This is a genomic window from Fibrobacter sp., assembly GCA_017503015.1.
Lineage (GTDB): Bacteria > Fibrobacterota > Fibrobacteria > Fibrobacterales > Fibrobacteraceae > Fibrobacter.
On the sequence record JAFVTX010000064.1, the window covers coordinates 1 to 20,337 of the forward strand.

General features: G+C 55.1%; 21 protein-coding genes and 1 tRNA gene. 9 read left to right on the top strand and 13 right to left on the bottom strand.

Annotation, left to right across the window (positions count from 1 at the left end):
* The coding region (locus tag IKB43_11510) for a hypothetical protein (protein ID MBR2470754.1) at nt 1-399 on the top strand (399 nt) is incomplete at its 5' end.
* 15 nt (nt 400-414) lie between these two features.
* On the opposite strand, the gene IKB43_11515 is transcribed toward IKB43_11510, so the two are convergent.
* Nucleotides 415-798 carry a co-chaperone GroES gene (locus tag IKB43_11515; protein MBR2470755.1) on the bottom strand — a complete coding sequence of 128 codons (384 nt, stop codon included), beginning with the start codon at nt 796-798 and terminating at the stop codon, nt 415-417.
* Nucleotides 799-828: 30 nt separating this feature from the next.
* Here IKB43_11515 and IKB43_11520 point away from each other — a divergent pair, with 30 nt between their 5' ends.
* On the top strand, nt 829-1,722 hold the full coding sequence (locus IKB43_11520) for a hypothetical protein (GenBank protein ID MBR2470756.1): 894 nt from the start codon (nt 829-831) through the stop codon (nt 1,720-1,722).
* Nucleotides 1,723-1,843: 121 nt separating this feature from the next.
* Here IKB43_11520 and IKB43_11525 read toward each other — a convergent pair whose 3' ends face one another.
* On the bottom strand, nt 1,844-3,730 hold the full coding sequence (locus IKB43_11525; protein MBR2470757.1) for a DEAD/DEAH box helicase: 1,887 nt from the start codon (nt 3,728-3,730) through the stop codon (nt 1,844-1,846).
* 50 nt (nt 3,731-3,780) lie between these two features.
* Between IKB43_11525 and IKB43_11530 the strand changes: the two genes are divergently transcribed.
* Nucleotides 3,781-3,924, top strand: coding sequence for a hypothetical protein (locus IKB43_11530; protein ID MBR2470758.1), 144 nt, complete (start codon nt 3,781-3,783; stop codon nt 3,922-3,924).
* 3 nt (nt 3,925-3,927) lie between these two features.
* Here the strand turns inward: IKB43_11530 and tsaD are convergent, their stop codons facing one another.
* Nucleotides 3,928-4,935, bottom strand: a complete 1,008-nt coding sequence (tsaD, locus tag IKB43_11535; GenBank protein ID MBR2470759.1) for a tRNA (adenosine(37)-N6)-threonylcarbamoyltransferase complex transferase subunit TsaD — start codon at nt 4,933-4,935, stop codon at nt 3,928-3,930.
* Nucleotides 4,935-5,936, bottom strand: a complete 1,002-nt coding sequence (locus tag IKB43_11540; protein MBR2470760.1) for a hypothetical protein — start codon at nt 5,934-5,936, stop codon at nt 4,935-4,937. Before IKB43_11540 ends, tsaD begins: the two co-directional genes overlap by 1 nt.
* A 45-nt stretch (nt 5,937-5,981) precedes the next feature.
* Here IKB43_11540 and IKB43_11545 point away from each other — a divergent pair, with 45 nt between their 5' ends.
* Genes IKB43_11545 through IKB43_11565 form a run of 5 tightly spaced genes read left to right on the top strand, consistent with a single transcriptional unit; the run spans nt 5,982 to nt 11,437 of the window.
* Complete coding sequence (locus IKB43_11545; protein MBR2470761.1) at nt 5,982-6,869, top strand: permease-like cell division protein FtsX; 888 nt, start codon at nt 5,982-5,984, stop codon at nt 6,867-6,869.
* 1 nt (nt 6,870) lies between these two features.
* Entirely contained in the window at nt 6,871-8,112 is a 1,242-nt protein-coding gene (locus tag IKB43_11550; protein ID MBR2470762.1) for a peptidoglycan DD-metalloendopeptidase family protein, read from the top strand.
* Complete coding sequence (locus IKB43_11555; protein MBR2470763.1) at nt 8,109-9,233, top strand: AAA family ATPase; 1,125 nt, start codon at nt 8,109-8,111, stop codon at nt 9,231-9,233. The genes IKB43_11550 and IKB43_11555 overlap by 4 nt, the downstream gene beginning before the upstream one ends.
* Nucleotides 9,230-10,927, top strand: a complete 1,698-nt coding sequence (gene recJ, locus IKB43_11560; GenBank protein ID MBR2470764.1) for a single-stranded-DNA-specific exonuclease RecJ — start codon at nt 9,230-9,232, stop codon at nt 10,925-10,927. Before IKB43_11555 ends, recJ begins: the two co-directional genes overlap by 4 nt.
* 6 nt (nt 10,928-10,933) lie before the next feature.
* Nucleotides 10,934-11,437: a hypothetical protein gene (locus tag IKB43_11565; GenBank protein ID MBR2470765.1), complete on the top strand. Its 504-nt coding sequence runs from the start codon at nt 10,934-10,936 to the stop codon at nt 11,435-11,437.
* A gap of 83 nt (nt 11,438-11,520) precedes the next feature.
* On the opposite strand, the gene IKB43_11570 is transcribed toward IKB43_11565, so the two are convergent.
* The 6 genes from IKB43_11570 to IKB43_11595 form a co-directional block, all read right to left on the bottom strand.
* On the bottom strand, nt 11,521-11,946 hold the full coding sequence (locus IKB43_11570; GenBank protein ID MBR2470766.1) for a hypothetical protein: 426 nt from the start codon (nt 11,944-11,946) through the stop codon (nt 11,521-11,523).
* Nucleotides 11,947-11,968: 22 nt separating this feature from the next.
* Nucleotides 11,969-12,051 (bottom strand) — tRNA-Leu (locus IKB43_11575).
* Nucleotides 12,052-12,084: 33 nt separating this feature from the next.
* The gene (locus IKB43_11580; GenBank protein ID MBR2470767.1) at nt 12,085-13,023 is read right to left on the bottom strand and encodes a LysR family transcriptional regulator; all 939 of its coding nucleotides are present in this window, start codon (nt 13,021-13,023) and stop codon (nt 12,085-12,087) included.
* 158 nt (nt 13,024-13,181) lie between these two features.
* Complete coding sequence (locus IKB43_11585) at nt 13,182-13,841, bottom strand: TatD family nuclease-associated radical SAM protein (GenBank protein MBR2470768.1); 660 nt, start codon at nt 13,839-13,841, stop codon at nt 13,182-13,184.
* Nucleotides 13,838-14,671, bottom strand: a complete 834-nt coding sequence (locus tag IKB43_11590) for a pyridoxamine kinase (GenBank protein ID MBR2470769.1) — start codon at nt 14,669-14,671, stop codon at nt 13,838-13,840. The genes IKB43_11585 and IKB43_11590 overlap by 4 nt, the downstream gene beginning before the upstream one ends.
* Nucleotides 14,672-14,673: 2 nt before the next feature.
* The gene (locus IKB43_11595) at nt 14,674-15,882 is read right to left on the bottom strand and encodes a cytosine permease (GenBank protein MBR2470770.1); all 1,209 of its coding nucleotides are present in this window, start codon (nt 15,880-15,882) and stop codon (nt 14,674-14,676) included.
* 102 nt (nt 15,883-15,984) lie between these two features.
* On the opposite strand from IKB43_11595, the gene IKB43_11600 reads away from it, so the two are divergent.
* Complete coding sequence (locus IKB43_11600; protein MBR2470771.1) at nt 15,985-16,491, top strand: low molecular weight phosphotyrosine protein phosphatase; 507 nt, start codon at nt 15,985-15,987, stop codon at nt 16,489-16,491.
* A gap of 2 nt (nt 16,492-16,493) precedes the next feature.
* Here IKB43_11600 and bioB read toward each other — a convergent pair whose 3' ends face one another.
* The 3 genes from bioB to IKB43_11615 form a co-directional block, all read right to left on the bottom strand.
* Complete coding sequence (gene bioB / locus IKB43_11605) at nt 16,494-17,465, bottom strand: biotin synthase BioB (protein ID MBR2470772.1); 972 nt, start codon at nt 17,463-17,465, stop codon at nt 16,494-16,496.
* 66 nt (nt 17,466-17,531) lie between these two features.
* Nucleotides 17,532-18,491 carry an ornithine carbamoyltransferase gene (argF, locus tag IKB43_11610; GenBank protein MBR2470773.1) on the bottom strand — a complete coding sequence of 320 codons (960 nt, stop codon included), beginning with the start codon at nt 18,489-18,491 and terminating at the stop codon, nt 17,532-17,534.
* Nucleotides 18,492-18,723: 232 nt separating this feature from the next.
* Nucleotides 18,724-20,286, bottom strand: a complete 1,563-nt coding sequence (locus IKB43_11615; GenBank protein MBR2470774.1) for a carbon starvation protein A — start codon at nt 20,284-20,286, stop codon at nt 18,724-18,726.
* Nucleotides 20,287-20,337: the final 51 nt, after the last annotated feature.

Sequence of the window (20,337 nt, forward strand, 5' to 3'; positions counted from 1 at the left end):
AACTGCACCATCTCGGTGGCGTCTTCGGTGAAATCAACGGGAATCCGCACTATGGTGGCGAGGAACAATACCATTTCGCCCAACGAAAAGTACGAAGATTACGGCGTGCTGCCCACCCACATTCTCAAGGAAAACGACCCGGAGATTGCGGAAAGGAAAAAGACAGAATTGGCCGAAATCCGTCAGGAAATCCAGACGGTGGCGGAAAAAGAGACCAAGACTTTGCAGGCCCTCAAGGCGGTCTTTGCAAATATCAAGAGTTCCAAGGAAGGCCTGTTCTGCAACAAGGAATTCTTTACGGAATTGCAGGACCAGGTTACCGCCCTGTTTGATTCTACCAAGGTGGTTCTCGGAAAAATCAAGGAAGCCCACGACCTGCTGGCAAGCCAGGGCACTTAGTTATTGCGCCCCTGCTTACAGGTTGTCCACGCTGTCGGGAATTTCGTTCCGCAGCACTAGCAAAATGGCGTTTTGACCCACGACGACATAGCGTTCGTCGTTGATTTCGATTTCGTAGCCGCCGGCGTGGAGGTACAGGGCCTCGTCCCCTTCCTTGACCTGCAGGGGCACGTAGCTTATGGGGTCCTGGGATTCGTTCTTGAACAAATCGTCGGGATCCTTGGAGGCGGGAATCGGATACCCCGGCCCCACCTTGACCACCAGCCCCGTATGCACGGCGTCTCGCTCCTTGACACTGGGTGGCAGGTAGAGCCCGCTGCCGGTCTTGTTGGATGCCTCTAGTGGCTTGATGAGGATTCTGTCCCCGATGATGACGATATTTTCAAGTGAATTCAGCATGCCCCCAAATTAGAAATTATATTGGATAGCGTGGCACTGTTGGTGATAGCGATTATTTGGATTGCCATTTCGGCTTTCCTTGTCTTGTACCTGGGGCATACTCCAAAGGGCAGGGCGTGGGCGAAGTTGCTTTGGCACCACCGCAAGGTGCGTTTGGCTCTGCTTGCCTTCGCCGTTTTTTTGGCGTTGATTGTGGCGGCCTATGCGCTGTACCCTCACGACGTGGCCGAAAGCGGGCAAGATTCCAGGCTGGTGTTCAGGGATTATTCCAGGACCATGGTAGAAAACCTGGGTAGTGAAAAGGCTATCGTCATCGATTCTGTTTGCGATTTGACAAGCCCGACGCCGGAGCTTGCCTACGGCCTGCCCGCCCTGCTGAAAATCTATAACGAAGAGGTGCAGCGGCCAACGACTCCGAGGCTTGTGCGGCTGGACGATACTCTGTGGATTTCTTTTGATGGTTACAAGCAGTTCAAGAACCGCGGAATCCGTATAGTGAAAAAAGTGCAGCAACGGCTGGGGGCCCGCTATTTGGTGAAGATTGATTCCAGAGGGGAGAATCACCGGCTGGAGCTGGTCTATAAGGGTGCGCCCTGGAGCACGGAACAGCTGTGCGGTCTTCCTGTGATGGAGGCGTCCATCAGGGAAAACGTGGACCCTGCATTGTTGATGGCGGTTATCCGCCACACGACGAATTTCAATCTGGAATCGGAAGGGCTTTCGCAGGTCTATACGGCCGCGTCGGAGCTTGCGGCGGCTCTGTCGCAAGAAAAGACGGTCGAAGATGCCGTGGCCCAGATGTACCCCAAGGAGCGGGGAAGCCTTCACGAGGAATGGCGGAACAACCCGCTGAAGCAGTCCTGGATCGAAGAGGTGCTGAAGGACGTGCCTTACTATAAGGCGAACGGATTAGTAAGGGACTGAGCGACCGAAGAAAATCGAACGGTCGCTTGTGAGCAACAAGCCCCTAGTATTGACTAGGGGCGGTTGCGAGAGTGAGGTCGTTCCGGAGGGAATTGACTATAGAAGAAGACCGAACGGTCGCTTAATGTCGTCCAAAACGCCTAGTTTTGCGGAAGGGCTTGTCGCCGTGAAATTCCCGGAAGGGCTTCTCTTTGCCCTTCGGCTTCTTGCCGAAATCTTTTTTGCTCTTGAAGCTCTTGCGTTCCCTTGGCGGCGGCGCGTCGTCGGTCATGAGCCGGAACTTGGCGTCGTTACCCCGGATGGTCATTTCGGAGAGAATGTCCAGCACGCTCTGGTCGGTATTGTCCGGAAGTTCTACGGTGCTGAACTTGTCAAAGAGCTTGATACGCCCGATGATGGCGCTGCTGATGTCGGCCTCGCCGGCGATGGCGCCTACGATGTCCCGAGGGGACACGTGGTCCCTGCGACCCACCGCCAGGTAGTAACGAAGGTAGCCTTCTTCTACACCGTTGGCGCCTTCCTTGCGTTCCTTGCGGGGCTTTTCCGGCATGTCGTCCCGGTCGCCGTTGTCCCGGACCTTCGGGGTAGAGAGCTGTTCCATCTTGGGGAACAGCGGTTCCCGTTCTTGGGCCATGCAGAGGGCGGCTGCGGCGATGTCTTCGACATTTGTTCCCAGTTCCACCGTCATCTTCATGAGGATTTCTCGGAACTTGTCGAGGTTTGCATTTGTTAGTTTGTCTTGAATCTTTTTTTGGAAATTGGCGACGCGCTTTGCGCTGATCTGTTCGGCGCTGGGGAGGGCCATGGCCTCGATGGACTGGCGGGTGGCCTTTTCGATGGTCTTGAGCAGGCGCCGTTCCCTAGGAGTGATGAACAATATGGCGTTTCCGCTGCGGCCCGCGCGGCCGGTACGGCCGATACGGTGCACGTAGGATTCCGTGTCGTAGGGAATGTCGTAGTTCACCACGTGGGTAATGCGGTCCACGTCGATTCCGCGGGCCGCGACGTCTGTGGCCACCACGATGTCCAGCTTTCCCATCTTGAGACGGTTGATGGTCCGCTCCCTGAGAGTTTGCGCCAGGTCGCCGCTCAGAGGGGCTACATTGAAACCTCGGGCTTCTAGCCGTTCCGAAACTTCGGAGGTGGCCTGCTTGGTCCGCACAAAGATGAGCATGCCGTCGAAATCTTCGCCTTCGATGACCCGGGCAAGGGCTTCCATCTTGTCGTGGCTCTTGACCAGCAAAAAGCGCTGGCGGATATTTTCCACCGTGGTGGTCTTGCCCTCGATACGGGCTTCGCTGTATTCGCCCAGGTGTTCGTCGATAATCTCGATGACTTCTTTGGGCATGGTGGCGCTGAAAAGCGCCCGCTGGGCGTTTTTGGGAATCTTGCTCAGGATGGTTTCGACATCTTCCATGAATCCCATGTCCAGCATTTCGTCGGCCTCGTCTAGGACAACCGCCTGGACCTTGTCCAGGACAATCGAACCCCGCTTGAGGTGGTCGATGAGCCGGCCCGGCGTTGCCACGATGACGTTGGCGGCCCGCTTTAAAGCCTTGAACTGCACCGCAATGTCTTGTCCACCATAGACGGGAACCACGTGGATCTTCGGAAGCTTCATGGCATATTGCTGGATTGCTTCGGCCACCTGGATAGAAAGTTCCCGCGTAGGTGTCAGCACCAGCAGGGAGGTATCCTTGCCGTTGAACTCTATGCGGGAAAGCAGCGGGAGTGCAAACGCTGCGGTCTTGCCGGTGCCGGTCTGTGCCGTACCCAGCAGGTTCTTGCCCTGCAGCAAGGCGGGAATGGCCTTTGCCTGGATGGGGGAGGGAGTTTCGTAACCTGCGGCCTTGACGGCTTCTAGAATTTCGGGAGCAAGGCCCAAATCTTCAAAACCCACTTCTTGTGGAGTTTCGTCAAGGATTGTCTCCTGTTCGTTTTCGAGATTTTCTTGTTCCATAATGACGATCTCCATAAAGGGAGTTTTGAGTTTTGAGTGATAACTCATAACTGAATACTCCCCAAATATAGCTTTTCATTTTTATTATCATTTGGTAGATGAGCTACGAATGCAAATACTTGCGGAATACCTTTTGCGACAAGCGAAAAAAGGAATGCGACCCCGGTTCGCCCGGTTGCGTGCTGTTCGGCAAGTTCGCGTTTCCGCTGAAAAGTGGTGAAAAGGAATCGCGGAAGAAATGACCGCTAGATAGCTAGCGGCATCCAGGGTTTCACCACATCTATCGACTTGAGCATTCCCTGTTTTTGACGGCGGATGGCCGCGGCGGCAATCATGGCGCCGTTGTCGGTACTGAGGCTGCGGTCCGGAATGCAGAAACGCACGCCGTGTTTTTGGCAATAATCCAGGAGTCTCGTGCGGAGCCAGGCGTTGGCGCTTACGCCGCCTCCCATGACCAGGGTTTTCATCTTGGTCTTCTTGAGGGCGTTGATGGTCTTGGTGACAAGGCTATCCACGATGGCGTCTTCCAGGGAGGCGCAGATATCGCCCAGGTTTTTCTGGATGTATTCGGGGTCGTGAGTTTCGGTGTAGCGGAGAACTGCGGTCTTGAGCCCGCTGAAAGAAAACTCGCAGCTGTCGTGGGTGTGGAGCGCTCGGGGGAATTCTACGAACTTTCGGTTTCCGTTTTGCCCAAGCTTGCTGATGGTGGCACCTGCCGGGTACTTGAGCCCGATGAGCTTTCCGCACTTGTCGAAGGCTTCGCCCGCGGCGTCGTCCCGGGTGCGTCCGATGCTGGTGTACTTGAATCCAGGTTCTTCCAGTACCAGTTCCGTATGTCCGCCCGAAACGGTCAGCGTCAAGAAAGGCGGTTCGATGTCGGGGTTCGAAAGCCAGGCGGCGGCCAGGTGGCCTTCCAGGTGGTTCATGCCGTAGGCAGGGATGTTCAAGTCCCGGGCAAGGCCTTTGGCAAAGCTTGCACCCACCAGCAAGGGCCCCATGAGCCCCGGTCCCGTGGTGTAGGCGATGGCGTCGATATCGGTGAGTTTGATGCCTGCTTCCTTGACGGCGGCTTCGGCGATGGGTGCAATCTTTTGCAGGTGGGCCCGAGCGGCAATTTCGGGAACGACACCGCCGTAGAGGGCGTGTTCATCAATCTGGCTGTAGAGCGGGTTAGAAAGGACCTTCAGGGGTTCGTCTTGCAGCACGGCGCAGGCGGTTTCGTCACAGCTGGATTCGATGCCGAGCCAGAGCATTATTCCTCTTCTCCTAGGGAATCCACAGGCGCTGCGGCGACTTCGGTCTTGACCAGTTTCACCTTGTCGGGCACAAGCTCGTAGCCCTTGATGGACATTTCCCGGTTCACGGAAGAAGGCAGGTTCATCTTGACCGTAGGCGCGAGGCTATCTACGTCTTCGATAGCAAAACGGTTGATTTCTACAAAGAGCTGAAGGTTCTGGGACGTGATGGAATCCAGCACGTTCTGGCCGCCGGTAATCTTGATGGATACCGTGTCGGGAGAGAGCTTTGCTTCGTCTTTGTTGTAACGCCCAATGAGATGTACCGGAATTTTCTGGAATGTCTTGCTTTCCAGCTTCTGGATGTCGATGTTCATGATGACGCTGGAATCGCTGGGCGTCACGTAGGCGGGGAATGTTTCCAGGTTCAGGGCTACCTTGAAATTGTCGTTGGCGGTGAGGCTGTCGAACCGCACGGAATCCGTGGGGATTTCGAAGATGCGGGTCAGGGCGTCTCTTGCGCCGGATACGCGAATCTGCTCGGGGGTGATTTTCGGAACGTCCGTCATGATGTAGCCGGGCGCCGGGTCGAAGGTCACGTTGGACTTGACGGGAATGTTCCTCTCGATGCGGGTGTCAAGTTCCAGGTCCAAAAACAGGAGCTGGTTCGACGGTTCTACGAACTCCACGTTAGGAAAATTCGGTGCCGAAAAATTTTTGGACCCGATGTGCTTGCGGGTGGCGCCCAGTTCCGCCTCTTGCAGGTCGATGACGATAGAGACCGCGTTGGAATCCTTGTTCATGTAGTTCCAGCGCATGCGGATAAGGTCAAAGGCCGGACCCTTGACGGTAATGGGCAAGGTGTGGGGCGGCTTGGAGGCTACTGCCAGGAGTTCGGGCAACCGGACCAGCTTGACGGGAACCTCCATGGTGATTTGAAAGTCCTTGGTGGACATGACAAAAAACCAGAAGGCGATTCCGAACAGGAAGGCCATTATCTTCAATCCGATATTATTCATAGCAGTACCGTGATAAACACTAGCAAATTTAATTATATTCGGGCGGTGCTAGGACAATTAGGCTACTTAATATCTGAATCTTTTCGGGGGCTGAAACAGCACCGCACCGTGGTGTTGCCGTCCCTGGTGACCATCTTTCTGTGTTCTGTCTTGCTGGCGGGCTCCCTGACCTCCTTCGGGGGCGTGGTGAAGCTTCTTTCGGCGGAGAAGGCCCTCTATACGGTGGAGGCGTTCTTGCCCAAGACGGTGAGTGCCGACTCCATCAAGGCCATCTCGGAAAACCTGCTCCATACCAAGCGGGTGGAATCCGTCGAATACGTGAGTGCCGATTCGGCCTTGGCGGATTTCCGCAGGCATTTTTCGGGAGAGATGCTGGACCTGGTAGAAGGTAACCCCCTTCCGCCGTTTTTCCGGGTGAAACTGAAAGAGGAAGCCCACAACCCGGTGGACCTGATGGAAGCCCGTACGGAACTTTTCCGCAAGGGCTATTTCGAAGAAGTCCAGGCCCCCATCGAATGGGCGGAACGCATTGCCAAGTGGAAATTCAAGATGGTGTTCTGGCCCCTGTGCCTGAGCGTGCTGTTGCTTGCCACCCTTTCTTTGATTATCTGCAATTCGGTGCGGCTGTCCCTTTTCTCCAGGCAACTTTTGGTAGAAAACATGAAATACACCGGCGGGAGCCCCTTCTTTATCGAGTTCCCCTTTGTGCTGGAAGGCCTGATTCTTGGACTTGTGGGTAGTGGCCTTGCGGTAACCCTCTTGGCGGTTCTTGTAAACGCTATCGGAAACGCGATTCCCGTGGTGGCAAACAACAGGAGCGGTCTTGGGCTCATGCTTGCAGGCGTGGTGGCGCTGGTGACGGTCCTTTCGGCCTACTTCAGCTACAGGACGGTGCGCAGGTTCTTGACGGTGAAGAATTTTGAGCAGGAATAAGATGCGGATTCTTTCCATCATCTTGTGTCTTTTGATAGGGCTCTCTTTCGGAGCGCCTAAAAAGACCGATGCCCAAATCAAGGAACAGCGCACGGCCCTCAAGAAATTGGAGACGGACCTGGCCAAGAAACGCAAGGAACTGGCCTTGCTGGAAACCGAAGAAAAGGGCGTGCTCAACACCATCTCCCTTTTGGACCAGAACTTGAACCAGACCCGGACCTACATCCAGGAACTTTCCAAGAGTGAAATCCTGGTGCAGGGGGCGGTGCGGCAACTTTCCCGAGACCTGGATTCTCTGGACCGGCAAATCCGGGAACGCAAGGAAGTCATGCGTAAACGCATCCGGACCCTGTACGAAAAAGGCCGGAGCAGCGAAGCCGAAGTCCTGTACGGCCTGCTGACCCAAAAGGGGAACCCGGAGCGGCAGGTTTACTGGGTCCATCATCTGCTTTATCAGGACCAGGAACAGGTGAACACCCTGCTTAGGCTCATGCGGGAACGCGACGAAAAGAAAAAGCAGGAGATTAGCCACCTGCAAGAGCTTTCCCAGTTACGCCACAAGAAGAATGCCGAAGAAAGGGGCCTGGTGACCCAGATGAGCGGGCAAGAGAAAATGCTCCTTTCGTTGAAGCACGACAAGGCCATGCAGCGCCGTGCCCTGGAAGAATTCGAACGGAACCAGAAGACCATGCTTGCGTTGATCAAGAAGTTGGAAGAGAAGCGCAAGAAGGAGCTGGCTGCCGCCAAGAAGGCCGAAGCGGAACGCAAGGCGAAGAAGGCCAAGGAAAAGAAGAAAAAGGCGAAAGAGAAAGTGGTGGAAAAACCGAAGCCCACGGTGACCACCACTCTCAAGGGCCCCAAGTGTATGCCGCTGGAAGGCGAAGTCATCAGCCGTTACGGCCTGCAGGAACACCCCGTGCTCCATATCGCGACTCGTAACCTGGGTATCGAAATACGGGGCAAGCGAGGCAAGATGGTAAAGGCCGCCGCTCCCGGTACGGTGGTAATGGTCTCCGAAATCGACGGCCGTGGTCCGTCGGTAATTATCGAACACGAAGGCGGAACCTACTCCGTTTACGGGCACCTCCGTTCGATTCGCGTCCAGGAGGGCAAAGAGGTGCAGAAATGCGAAGAAATTGGCGAAGTAGGCGATATTGCGTCCTTAAATGGAATTAAATTGTATTTCCAAGTTAGCGAAGGGACCCAGACCGTGGATCCCCTACAGTGGTTGAAGGAAAAATGATAGAGTACAGGCTAAATGGTCCAGCTTCTCAAGAGCGCCAGCGGATTCGGCTCATGTCGGCTCTGCGGGAGAACCGTTTCCCTCAGGCCATCTTGATTGACGGCCCTGCAGGAATCGGCAAGAAGGCCCTGGCTATGGAAATATCCAAGGCCCTGCAGTGCGAGAACAAGGAAATGCGCCCCTGCGGAAAATGTTTCGGCTGCAAGCTGGCCATGGACGCAGGCGTCACCGACGGTTGGGTGGTGCCCATGGAGTCCAAGGAGGCCCACGCCAGGAGTGCCGCCGACGTTTCTGCCGGCAGTACTGCCAAGACGGTGCAGGACTACAAGCTGGCCTACATTTCCGAGATATTCAAGAATCCTTACCGCATTGACATTTTCAATGCTGCCGCCGAAATTTCGGTGGAACTGATCCGCTCCATGACAGGCGCGTTCGCCCTGAAAGGGGACCGTGTCCGCGTGATTATCGTGGCCGAGGCAGACCGCATGAACGACTCTGCGGCCAACGCCTTCTTGAAGACGTTGGAAGAGGTTCCGCCGGACACCTACTTTATTTTGACCACCAGTTCCCGCGAAAAACTTTTGCAGACCATCCGTTCCCGCTGCTTGGCGCTGCACTTGCTGCCCCTCAGCGACAGGGAGGTTCGCGAAGAAACCCTCCGTATGTTGGGAGACGACGCCGACGAGGATAGCGTCACTGACGATGTGGTGGGGCTTGCGGTAGGCTCTCCAGGCAAGGCCCTCTACTACGTGGAACACGGGGCCCGCTGGTGCGCCATGGCGGTGGACTTTTTGCTGATGAGCCTTCGTGGGGATTACGGCGATTTGTTTGCCGCCCTGAAAGAAGCGGATTTTGAAGATCCCCTGGAGGCGAACCGTTTTCTGGACGTGCTGGGCTTCTTGATTTCGGACCTGTTGCGTGCAAAGTCCGGAGCACCCCTGCGGATACCGGACACCACCGGTCGCGTCCATCTGGAAAATTTCCCGAGGGTAAACGTAGATGCCCTGGAAATGGCATTGAAAGACGTGCAGGAAACCATGTCACGTATTGCTACCCGCAGGTCCACGGAAACCATGTGCCTGCAGGCCCTGGCCATCAAGCTCTTTGAAGGATATAAATGACCGAAGACCTGGTGGCATCGACCCTTTCTATGGAACTGGGAATCCCCCATCTGGTGGCGAGATTCCTGGTGTCCCGCGGGTACAAGTCCGTGGGCGAGGTGCAGAAGCTCATGGCCGGAAGCGCAGACGACGTGCTTTCGCCTTGGCTGATGCTTGGAATGGACCGGGCCATCCAGTGGATTATGGATGTGCGGGAGCGCAAGGAAAAGGTTTTTATCTTCGGCGACTACGATCTGGACGGCATGACCTCGGTAACCCTGTTGACCAGGGGCCTGCAAGAGGCGGGCATCGAATCCGAGTGGAGACTCCCCAGCCGTTTTGGCGACGGGTATGGCCTGTCTATGTCGGCGGTAGATGAAATGTTCAAGTCCGGCGCACGGAACGTGATTACGGTAGATACGGGCATTACCGCCAACGGTGAAATCGCCTACGCCAAGGAACTGGGCATGGCGGTGATGGTGATAGACCACCACCAGCCTTCTGGAGATGGCCTGCCTCCTTGCGACGTGCTCTTGGACCCTCACCAGGTAGGGGATACTTACCCGAACCCTGAACTTTGCGGCGTGGGTGTTTCTTACAAGTTCATTTGCGCCCTGTTCGAAAAGCTGGGCAAGCCCGTTCCCGAAAAATACCTGGACCTGGTGGCCCTCGGCACACTTGCAGACCTGGTGGGTATGACACCCGAAAACAGGGCCTTTACCAAGGCGGGCCTCAGACGGTTGCAGAACAGCGAATGGCCCGGACTTCAGGCGCTGTACAATTCTCTCCAGAAGCCGGGAAGCCTTGTGGGCGGCATCGACGTGATGTACAAGTTTGCGCCCCTGTTGAACGCCCCCGGCCGTATGGAAAGGCCCGACCCGGCGCTAAAACTGTTGCTGTGCGAAAACAAGGCCGACGCCCCGACGCTCCTTTCGGAGCTGAAGGACTGGAACGCACGCCGCAAGCAGAAAGAAGCAGAAATTACCGACATGGCCATGGAGCAGGTCCAGAACATTTACGGCGAAAACATTCCGCCGGTGCTGTTGGTGGCCGGCGAGAACTGGCATGTGGGCGTCATCGGGATCGTGTCCGCAAAACTCGCGCAGGAATTCAACCGCCCCACGGCGGTACTTTCGGTAATGGAAGGAATGGCGCACGCCAGTGCCCGTGCCGTTCCCGGTTTCAACTGGCACAAGGCCCTCTTTGAATCTCGGGACCTGTTCGACCGCTGGGGAGGCCACGCCAACGCCGCCGGATTCTCGCTCCCTGCAGGCAAGATTCAGGAACTGCAGGGCCGCATTCTCGTATCGGCGAAGGAACAGGGCTACACCGGCGAAGTCCCTCGTGAGACGGGCGGACAGAATTACGACATCCAGGTGGCCTTGGGCGAGCTCCTTGTGGACCCCACCAACAAGAACGGCGCAACGGTGCTGGACTATTTCGACAAGATGGAACCTTTCAGCGGGAACTTCCCGTATCCTGTGTTCCGGGCCGAAAACGTAAAGGTCCATCGGCTGCGGGAACTCCGTGGAGGCCACCTGCAGATGGAAGTCTCCCAGGCGGGGAGTCCGGCGTTTTCGGCTATTGCCTTCGGGCTCCGCAAGTGCAAGGCCCTCATCGGCAAGAGCCATCGGGTGACCATCGTGTTCGAGCCCACCTGGAACTACTACAACGGCAGGCGTTCCTTGCAACTCTGCATCAAGTCCATCGAGTAGGCGGTTATGATTAAACGGAACTTTCCACTGATCGTGCTGTTCCTGGTGTTCCTGGGCCTGCTGGACTTTATCTGGCAGGTGACGCCCTACAAGGCCCCTCTGTCTCAAGAGGACGAGTCGGCGGTTGCAGGGCCAGAAAAGTCCAGGGCCTTTACGGGCCGCATGGACATGCCGAACCTGGACGACATCTACGTGCTGGACAATTCCGCAGGTCGTGATGTGGAAGCCCTGGAAAAATACATCCAGGGTCGTGCCGCAGGCCTGCACTGGCTCGGTCAGGAGCATTTCAAGAAGAAGGGCGCCGACGATATCCGCCTGGGGCTTCATCTGGTGGTGGATTCCCTTGGGATCTTTACCTGCAAGGAAATTCTCTTTTCCGATGCCGACGACGAAGCCTTCGAGCAGAAACTCAAGGACCACATCGAATACTTTTGGCGGTACAAGAAAAGCGAAAACGGGGTGACCGATTTCTGGATACCCCTCCGCTGGAAAGCGAAATACTCCAAATAAAAAACGCAGGACTTTGCCTGCGTCATTTCTGCCTTAATCCAGAAAGTTCCTACGTCATTCCGGCCTTGAGCCGGAACCTAGCTTTATCCCTTCAGAATAGCCAGCAGCTGGTCGGCCTTCTTCTCGATAAGGATGAAGGCTTCGAACATGCGGGCTTCGCGCCATTTGGTAAGGTACTTGCCCCACCATTCGGTGGCAATCTCGTCCGGAGATTTTTTGTCTTTTTCGTTCTGGTACCAGATTTCCTTGGAGACTTCCCTGATGACGGCGGCCATGTCGGCGGCAGGCTGCAAAGAACCCTTGCAGAGGAGCAGGGCCCGCAGGTTGTCCAGCAGGATTTCGTCGGTGGGGGAGTCGGAATCGTCACGGGCGCAGTCCCAGATTTCTCCACGGTGGCGTTCCGTCCAAGAAAGCAGGTGGCTTTCGGTCTCTTTCAGTTCGCCTTTGGCGAGTTTTTCCTCTACCGCCTCGCGGGGGTAATAGATGCTGTTGGGGTAAAATTCAATCATAGGCGTCCTAAAAAGCCATTAGTGCCCGGGGCGGGACTTGAACCCGCACGAGGTTGCCCCCAAGGGATTTTAAGTCCCCAGTGTCTACCATTCCACCACCTGGGCCGTTGGCGTGGCTCAAATATATAAAATTCTTGCCTAGGATTGGCGCGAGGGTGTATAGTTCGCCAGGTATTCCTTCATTTCTTGGATGTAGGTCTGGCATATGGAGGAAATGTTGAAGTTCTTCTTGACGATGTATCCGATTTCCATGGTGCGGTCGTCTTTGCCCTTGCTGTCCTTGAAGGGAACGGCCACGTAGTCGGAACCATTGATTTCTTCGCTGATAATTCCCGAACAGAGGGTGTATCCGTTGAGCCCCACCATCAGGTTCAACATTGTGGCACGGTCATTGGCCTTGATAGTCCGGTGGTATTCGTTTGTACTTAAAATCTCTTCGGCAAAGTAGTAGGTGCCGCTTTCGCTCTGCTCAAAGGAGAGGCAGGGGTAGTCCGAAAGGTCGTGCAGGTTTACAGACTTGCGGCTTGCCAGAGGGTGGTTTTTCCACATGTAGGCGTAGGCCTTGCAGTCAATCAGGTGGTGGAATTCCAGATCTTTTTCCTTGAACAGGTAGTTGATGTACTTGCGGTTGAAATCGCTCAAGTACAAGATGCCGATTTCGCTCTTGAGGGTGGCCACGTCGTCGATGACTTCCTTGGTCTTGGTTTCCCGGAGGGCGAACTCGTATTCGTCGGAGTCGGACTTTTTGACCATTTCTACAAAGGCCTTGACGGCAAAGGAATAGTGCTGTGTGGAAATGGCGAACTTTCTCTTTTGGCGCACGCCGTCGCTGTAGTGCTCCAGAACCGTTTCGTAGTGGTGGTACAGCTGGCTTGCCTGGGCGATAAACTCTTCGCCTTCGACGGTGAGGGAAACTCCACGGCTGGTGCGGTTAAAGATGACGATGCCGATTTCGTCTTCCAGGTCGTGGATGGCCGCTGTAAGAGATGGTTGAGAAATAAACAGGTTCTCGGCTGCCTTGTTGAAGGAGCCGACCTTTGCGATGCCGATGGCGTAACGAAGCTGCTGGAGAGTCATGGTTGTAGTTCGGATTTCGGATTTCGGAATTCGGAGTTGGAAGTTGGGAGTTGGTATTAGAAGGTTAGTATGGAAGATATATTCCCTATGTGTTTGGTAGGAATAAATATAGGCAAAAACTATACCTTCGGCAAGAGGTTGTTCGTAAAAAGAGAATTTTAGTCTTCGAAGGGGCGGACCCTCAGGGTGACGCCCAGCTTTTCGCAGGTCTTGCGGCAGATTTCGATTTTCTCTTCGGACATGACCTTTTCTACGACGGTCAAGACCACATTCGGCACGAACTGCTTTGCCTTGACGGCGAAATCCTTCAGGGCATCGTAGGATTGGATGCCGAACTTAGACCGTGTAAGGACCAAAAATTCTTCGGCGTCCGGCGCGTTCAATGAGATGGAGACGGTGTCGAAACGGCCTTTCAGTTCGGGCGTTATGTCTTTCCCGTGGATCAGGTTTGCAAGTCCGTTGGTGTTCACTCGGACCTTCAGGTTCGGGTATTTCGCCTTCAGCTGGTCGATAATCTTGCACACGTCGTCGATGCGCTCCAGAGGCTCACCAAAACCGCAAAAAATCAACTCGTGAATGACGGAAAGGTCAAAAGCGTCGAATTCTTCCATCACGGCCTCTACGCTGGGCTCGCCGCCCTTGAGCCAGAGGGAGTTCCCTTCCATCATCTTCTTGGTCTGGCGCAGGCAAAAGACGCAGCTACAGGGGCAGCGGTTGGTGATGTTCACATAGACATTCTTTCCGGTCAAATCGCCGCTGTCCTTGAGGTTCAGGTAGCCCGCCTGTCCTACCTTTCCGGTAACCGTATATAAAATCATTTTTCCTCCTCCGTCAGGTCGCGAAGGTACATCTCGACGCTAAGCCCCCAATGGGTGGGCACGTTGTTCTTTTCGCAATAGGAAATGCACTTGGAGGCGAATTCGGTGGCCCGCTTTACGGAGTCGTAGAAACTGTGCCCGTTCAGGTACATGCCCGCAATCACGGCGCTAATCACGTCTCCGGTTCCGCTCCGGTCTCCTCCGATGCGGTCCACCATGATGGTCTTGGGCGTTTCGCCACGGCTGAAAACAAAGTTCATGATTTGTTTGCCGTGGTGGATTCCCGTAACCACGATGTGCTTGGGTCCCTGGAAACTCAGCTGCTGGCACATGGCTTCCAGTTCGGCAGGCGAAAAGTCGCCATCCCGATAATCCACGTCCATCAGGGAGCAGAGCTCCGTCAGGTTGGGCGTCAAGATATCTGCGTGGCGGATCAGGTCTTTCATCTTGTTGCAGAGGGCAGGCGTGTAGGTCTTGTAAAGCCGTCCATAGTCGCCCATCACCGGGTCCACCAGGGTGAATACGCCCTCTTTCTTGAAGGTCTTGATAAAATCGACGACGATGTCCACCTGCTCTTCGGAACCCAAAAATCCCGTGGCGATGGCGTCGAAGGACATGTCCAGTTTCTTGTAGGTGTCGATGTAGTCCCGCATGCGGGGAGTGTAATCGTCAAAGTAGTATTCCGGAAACTGCGTATGGGTCGAAAGGATTGCAGTAGGCACGGCAACGGCCTGGATTTTCATGGCGGAAACCACAGGCGCCATGACGGCGATGGAGCACCGTCCGAAACCTGTAATGTCATTGATTAACGCAATCTTTTTTTGTGGCATGGTTACGCCGATTTAACCTTGTTTTTCAAGACCCAAATATAGGAAATTGCGGCGGATACGATAACGGATATGAGTGTAGGTCCAAGGAACACGGACTCTAAATGGACCGTTACCTGATAAACGACAAAGCCTGCAAGCCAGGCGAAGAGATTCCAGAGCCAGAACGCCTTGCCGGTTCGTCCTTGTTTGTCCAAAAAGAACGACACCAGAAGAACGGCGGCCATGGGTGCAAAGACGGAAGCGATGAGGTAGAGGAAACTGATGTAGTGGTCCATGATTCCGGAGATGGCGAGAACGGCGCTGATGGCGCTTACCACAACGCCTGTGATTTTCGGATTGAGTTTGTGGACGACAGCCTTTGCCGATTCACCTGCGGAATTTGCCGCAAGGAAGTTGGTGGTGACCGTCGAAAGCACCACGATGATGATTCCGGGGATTCCAAGGCCCGCCAGGAGAATGGCCTGGGCGATATCGTTTCCGACACCGGCGCTTGCAATTTCAAGCCCGATAAGGTACATCCAGAAACTGGCGACGGTGTAGGCGATGGCGGAAACGGCAGTGGCGCGCACTGGCTTTTCTACATCTTTGGTGTAGTCCGAAATCACGGGCAGCCAAGAAAGAGGCAGAGCCATGGAGATTTCGAAGATGCTCCAGAAACCGAGGCTATGGTCTGCGGCACTGTTTACTCCGGAGGCAGAGGGTATATCTGCAAAAATCGAGCTAGTCCCGAACAATTTAACAGTCAGGGCCACCAGCAAAACGGTCAGTACCGCCATCACGACGGTGGTGACCTTCGCAAAGCGGCGTAGGCCCACAAAAACCCAGAGTGCGATGAGAACCGCCAGCACCACGCAGGTCAGCGGGAAGGAGATGGGGAGGTGTAGCCCGGCTAGCACGGTAGCGCCCTGGGCGTTCAGAACGGCAATCCAGGCCACTAGCTGGAACAGGTTCAAGGAGGCGAAAAACTTAGAACCGTAGGACCCATAGACAGAAGCCGTAGTTTCCATGGCGTTCAGGCGAATGCGGGCGCCGATAAGGCCCACAAAGAAAAGGAAGATGCCGCCGATGACATGCCCAAGAACCAGAGGCAGCCATAAGGAACCTGGAGCGGCTTCGGCGCCGATCTCGATGCCCGCCTCTATTTCGGAAACGGAAACGGCCACGCCGAACCAGATGACGGCATTGGTGAATAGACCTGTGCGTTTTTCCATTTGGAATCTCCTGAAATTTTGGCGTAAATATAGAAGAAACGAAGGTGACCGTCCAATACGTATTCCTAATAGCTGGTTATCTGGAAAAACTATATTTGCGGTATGGAAAAGGTTAGAATTCTGTTCGTTTGTCATGGCAACATCTGCCGGAGCCCTATGGCGGAATTTGTCATGAAGAACAAACTAATGAGGGCGGGTGCCGACGATACCGGAACGAAATTTGCAGACCGATTCGAGGTGGCCAGTGCGGCCACCAGCACCGAAGAGATTGGGAACCCGGTGTATCCGCCGGCAAGGCGTATGCTGAACGCTCATGGCATAGACTGTAGTGGTAAATATGCACGACAGATGACGGCCCGGGATTACGACTACTACGATTACATCGTTTTGATGGACCGGAACAACCTGCGGAATTTGCGGTGGATTCTGCCAGCCGACATTTATGAAAGGGAGTCGTCGAAACCCTGCAAGGTTTCTCTGCTCATGGAATGGGCAGGAGTGCCTCGCGACGTGGCGGATCCCTGGTACACAGGGGATTTTCAGGCCACCTGGGACGATGTGAATGTTGGCTGTGACGCTATGCTCAATAAACTGATGGCGCTGTTCTAGAATTACAGAAATCCGTGGGGTTCGAACCCCAGGCCTTTTACGAGCTCGAAATCCTTGCAACTGTTGACGCCGGCGGTGGTGAGCATGTCGTCGGTGATGGCCGCGTTGGCACCACTTTTGAAAGCCCGCTTGCCGTCGTCGCCCAAGACACCGCGGCCACCTGCCAGGCGGATAAATGCCTTCGGGTTGATAAAGCGGTAGATGGCCACGATGCGGCAGAACTCGTCGTTCGTGAGTTTGGGCAAGTTCTCGTAGGGCGTGCCTGGGATGGCGTTCAATACGTTCACCGGCGTGGACTTGACGCCGAGAGCGCGCAGGTCCAGACACATGTCGATGCGGTCTTCCATGGTTTCGCCGAGGCCCATAATGCCACCGCTGCAGATTTCGAGCCCTGCGGCAAGGGCGTTCTGGAGGGTTGCAATCTTGTCGTCGTAGGTGTGGGTGGTGCAAACGTCGGAAAAGTGCCTGCGGTAAGTTTCCAGGTTGTTGTGAAAACGGGTAAGGCCCGCTTCTTTCAGCTTGTCGAACTGTTCCCTGTTTAGGAGACCCGCCGAAAGGCAGACGGAAAGCTTGGTTTCTTTCTTGAGCCGGCGGATGGCTTCGGAAATCTGTTCCACGTCCCGGTTAGAGAGCGTTCGGCCCGAGGTGACGATGGAGTAGCGGGGGATGCCTGCGGCCTCTTTCTTCTTGGCGCCGGCTACGATTTCGTCGGCGCTGAGGAGCTTGTATTCGGGGGCGCCAGTGTGGTAGTAGCTGCTCTGGGCGCAGTACTTGCAGTTTTCGGAACAGCGACCACTTCGGGCGTTCACGATGGAACAGAAGTCGAAGTCGTTACCGTGAAACTTTTCGCGGATTTCGTTGGCGGCATCGCAGAGTTCCTTGAGGTCTTCGCTTAAAAGGCGGATGGCGTCTTCGCGGGTGGTTTCGTAACCGTCGTTAATAATCTTGCTCTTTAGGTCTTGAATGAAGGACATTTTTAATTCCTTTAAAAAGGAGATGCCCGCACAAGGCGGGCATGACAATTTTAACTTTTCCCGCTATTAGGCGTTGAACGGCGTCATCACCTGCCACAGAACTGCTTTATGAGCATGCAAGCGGTTTTCCGCCTCTTCGAAGCTCATGTTCACGTCCAGGTTGTCCATGACAGAGTCTGTGATTTCTTCGCCGCGGTGGGCGGGCAGGCAGTGGCTCACCTTGCAGTGAGATGGCGCGAGCTTCAGGAGTTCGTCGTTAATCTGGAACGGCAAGAAGTGGCTCTGCTTTTCGGCTTTTTCGCCTTCCTGACCCATGGATACCCACACGTCGCTATAGAGGATGTCGGCGTCCTTGACGGCTTCCTTGGGGTCGTGGAATACGCGGTACTGGCAGCCGTGCTTCTTGAGACCGGCCTCGGCTTCTTCTACCACCTTGGCGGGCTGTTCAAAGCCCTTCGGGCAGGCTAGCGTGAAGTTCATGCCTACCTTGGAGGCAAGAGCCAAGAAGGAGTTGGCCACGTTGTTGCCGTCGCCGATGAAGGCGACAGTCTTGGGCTTGCCGTCTGCGTTCTTGAAACCGCCCAGGTTTTCGCAAATCATCTGGGCAAAGGCGATGGCCTGGCAGGGGTGGTAGTCGTCGGTCAGGGCGTTCACCACAGGAACGCTACCGTATTCGGCCAGCTCTTCTACCAGCTGCTGCTTGAAGCAACGGACCACGATGGCGTTCACCCAGCGGCTGAGGCAGCGGGCCACGTCCTTGACGCTTTCGCGCTTTCCAAGACCGATAGAATCGGGGGAGAGCAGCACGGCGTGGCCGCCCAACTGGTTCATGCCCACCTGGAAGGTGGTGATGGTGCGCAACGAGGGCTTTTCGAAGAACATGGCGATGTTCTGGCCGTGTAGGCGTTCGGACATCTTGCCCGCATGGACTTCTTTCTTGAGCCGGGAGGCAATCTCCACGGTTTCGAGAATCTTTTCCTCGCTCCAGTCGGCGAGGCGAAGGAAATGCTTGTTGCGATCGATCATCTTTTATCCTTCGGGCAGAACCCAATCAAAAAAAAGAAAACGGCTATCCGCTTTGACGAACGGCCGAATTGTTGAACGAAAGCCTAAATATATATAAAAAATCCGGTAAAATGCGTAATGTAACGAATATTTACGTTTTTATGTAAGGCTAGATTCCGTGTCCCCGGATCAAGTCCGGGGCAGGCTCTACCCGGAATGACGTTAGAACGCAGCCGGAATGTCGCATCCTTTTTTAGAACTTCACGTTTTCCGGACCCTTGACGGGGTGGCTCGCCTGGTACTTTTGTTCCTTGACCGGGTCCCACACGTCGGGGTCGAAACCTTCCATCTGGGTGAGGGTCTTGCCCCTCGTGCACAGCAAAGCTCCAAGAATAACTGCGTTTTCAATGGCCAGCACCAAGGCGGTCTTGTAGTCGAGGCCAAAACCCAAAGGAGCGCCCTTCAGGTTTTCGGGGCTGACCCACAAGATGTAATGGCAGGTGATAAAGGTCATGAACATGCAGGGCACGAGGGCAATCCAGAAGTTCTTCTTTTTGCTCCGCAGGTAAACTACCGCCACGCACAGGCTGCACACCGCCATGAGCTGGTTGCTCCAGCTGAAGTAGTTCCACAGGATGTTGAAGCCTTCTTTGTCCATGTTGCTCCAGAAGATGATGATAGCACAAATGGCAAACATAGGAACGGTCAAAAGCAGACGATTCTTGGCGGATTTCTGGTCGATACCTGTAAGTTCGGAGATGGTGAGGCGGAGGCTTCGGAGGCTGGTGTCACCACTGGTAATGGCAAGTATAATCACGCCCACCACCACCAGTATAGAAATGGGGGCGAAGGGGATGACGGTAGAGACCAAGGTGCTGAGGACCTTCACGCCGGAGGCTCCGGTCAAGAGTTCGGGCATTTGGTGGTAGATGAACATGCCGCCTGCGGCCCAAATCATGCCGATGAGGCCTTCGATAATCATCATGCCGTAAAAAGTTTGACGCCCGAGCTTTTCGGTCATCTCGGTACGGGCCACGATGGGGCTTTGGGTGCTGTGGAAACCGCTGATGATGCCGCAGGCGATGGTCACGAACAGCATGGGGAGTATGGGCTGTCCCGCCGGATGCTGGTGGAAGTTGGACCCGAAGTCTGTCAGGTTGATTTCGTCAAGGATATTCAGGTGGGGCGCGATGCCGACCATGATCCCGAGAGAAGCGAGAATGAGCAAGCCGCCGAAGAGGGGGTAGATTCGCCCGATAATCTTGTCGATGGGGAAGAAGGTGCTAGCGAAATAGTAGGCAAAAATACAGCCCACCGCAATCCAGAACAGGCTTGGAGACACGGCGGAACCTGCAATGATGGGGGTGTTGATAAGGGCTGCCGGGGTGTTGGTGAACACGGCCCCCACAAGAATCAGGGCCACGGAGATGAGGGCCATGACCACCTTGGATGGTCCCTTGCCCAGGAACTTGCGGGCTAGGGCGGGGACGTTGTAGCCGTTGTTCCGCATGCTGATCATGCCGCTAAAGTAATCGTGGACCGCCCCGCCAAGCACGTTTCCGATGGGGAGCAGAATAAACACGATGGCGCCGAACTTGATGCCGAGAATCACACCGATGACAGGGCCGATGCCTGCGATGTTCAAGAGCTGGATAAGCATGTTTTTCCAGTGGGGAAGCACCATACGGTCCACGCCGTCGGGGTTCGCGAGGGCCGGGGTCTTGCGGTCGTCGGGGCCGAATACCCGCTCCACGAACTTTCCGTATGTAAAGTAGCCGCCAATCAAGATGGCAATGCCGATAAGGAATGTAATCATCTTTTGCCTACCTTAAGTTTTTTTTGCGTCATGCCGTGCTTGACACGGCAT